This window comes from Streptomyces sp. SID5785 (assembly GCF_009870065.1).
Lineage (GTDB): Bacteria > Actinomycetota > Actinomycetes > Streptomycetales > Streptomycetaceae > Streptomyces.
Genome location: NZ_WWIA01001082.1, coordinates 1 through 1,674, shown reverse-complemented (window position 1 = coordinate 1,674; position 1,674 = coordinate 1). Strand labels below are relative to the sequence as shown.

Sequence of the window (1,674 nt, the reverse complement as noted above, 5' to 3'; positions counted from 1 at the left end):
TCCCAGCCCTTGATGACCCGTCCGCCGCCCAGGGCGAACTTGAACGGCTCGCCCCGGTCCCAGGAGGCGTCGAACTCCCTGCCCGAGGCGAAGGTCACCCCGACGTAGTGGACCCTGACCACCATGCCCGGCCTCGCCTCGGCCCCGTCGCCGACGACCAGGTCCCGCACGGTCAGCTCGGCAGGCGGATCGCCCGCAGGGACGTCGACCTCCGGTCTGGTCAGTTCACCCATGGCACCTTCGACTCCTCCGCTCGCCCGGCCCCCGGGGTGGATCATGCCAAAGGCGGTCCGCCCGGCGCACGTCGTCGCCGGCGGGCGCGCGGCCGCGAGGGCGACGCCGGGGTGATGCTCACAGGTGAGACGGACGGTGGCGAGCCGCACCCCTGTCCACCTGCGGCAGGTCTGACGGGTCGGGCAGCAGCAGACGGAAGGTGCAGCCGGCGCCGGGCCGGTTGTCCAGTTCGAGGCGTCCGCCGTGCGCGGTCGCGACAGCGGACGCGATGGCGAGTCCGAGACCGGACCCCGGGGCGGTGTCCCCTTCCGGTCGTCCGGACGGCGTCGCGCGGTAGAAGCGGTCGAAGACGTGAGGGGCTTCGTCGGGATGGATCCCGGGGCCGTCGTCGGCGACCTCGATGACGCAGGCACGGGTGCCGGGCGCCAGGGGCGGACCGGTGCTCAGGCTCTGGGGGGCAGCAGGGGTGCGGGTGGTCCCGACGCGGACATGGACCGCGGCGCCGGCCGGGGTGTGGGTGCACGCGTTGGACAGCAGGTTGCCCAGGACCTGCGCGAGCTGAAGCGGATCCCCGGGCACTTCGATGATGTCCAGATCGCGTTCGGCCCCGGATGCGGTGGAGGGGCCGGCGAGCGGTTCGAGGGCGATCCGGCGCCGTGGGTGACGTACGGCGGTGGTGGCGATGGCGTCGGCGGCCAGCGAGAGCAGATCCACGGGTTCGCGGTGCGCGGTGCGTGTACCGGTGGGACCGCTGTGGTCGTCTCCCGTCCCGCCCAGTCTGGCGAGGAGGAACAGGTCGTCGACGAGGCGACTCATCCTGTCGGCGTTGTGGGAGATCAGGGCGTGTGCCTGATGACGTCGCCCCTGCGGCATGCCGGGCTCGTCGAGGAGCAGTTCCGCGAAGCCCTGGACGGCGGTGAGAGGGGTGCGCAACTCGTGGCCGGCGTCCGCGAGGAAGTGGCGCAGCTGCTGTTCGGAGGTCTCCGTGCGGTGCAGCGCTGTGCGCAGGCGGTCGAGCATGGTGTTGAGGGCGCGTGCGAGGCGGCCGACCTCGGTGTCCGGGTCGGTGACGGGGACGTTCAGTTCGAGGGCGCCGTCGGTGATGTGCTGGGCCGTGCTCTCGACGCGCGAGAGCGGGCGCAGGCCCAGTCGGACGGCGCTGTTGCCCAGGACGACCACGCCGACGGCGACCGCGGCGCCGAGTCCGAGGCTGACCCACAGGAGTTTGGTGGTGGCTCCGTCCACGGTGTCCAGGGGCAGTGCGACGACGGCGCGCATGTGGTCGGGGCCCGTGTAGCTCAGCACGCGCCAGGCCGAGTCCGCGCTCTCCTCCTCGGACGGCACCGTGGTGGGTCGTCCGGTGGTCAGCTGTAGATCCGCGGCGTGACGGGGCAGATGCGGGCCTGCGTCGGCACCGGCACCGGCACCGGCACCGGCACC

2 protein-coding genes are annotated in these 1,674 nt (G+C 72.9%); both read right to left on the bottom strand.

Going from position 1 to position 1,674, the window contains the following annotated elements; translation table 11 throughout:
- Positions 1 to 233 (bottom strand): FKBP-type peptidyl-prolyl cis-trans isomerase (locus tag GTW43_RS34975; RefSeq protein ID WP_202502330.1); only part of this gene is annotated, 233 nt, incomplete at its 3' end.
- Between the two features lie 118 nt (positions 234 to 351).
- Positions 352 to 1,674, bottom strand: a 1,323-nt coding sequence (locus GTW43_RS34970; RefSeq protein WP_161305995.1) for a HAMP domain-containing sensor histidine kinase, incomplete at its 5' end; no start/stop codon positions are given.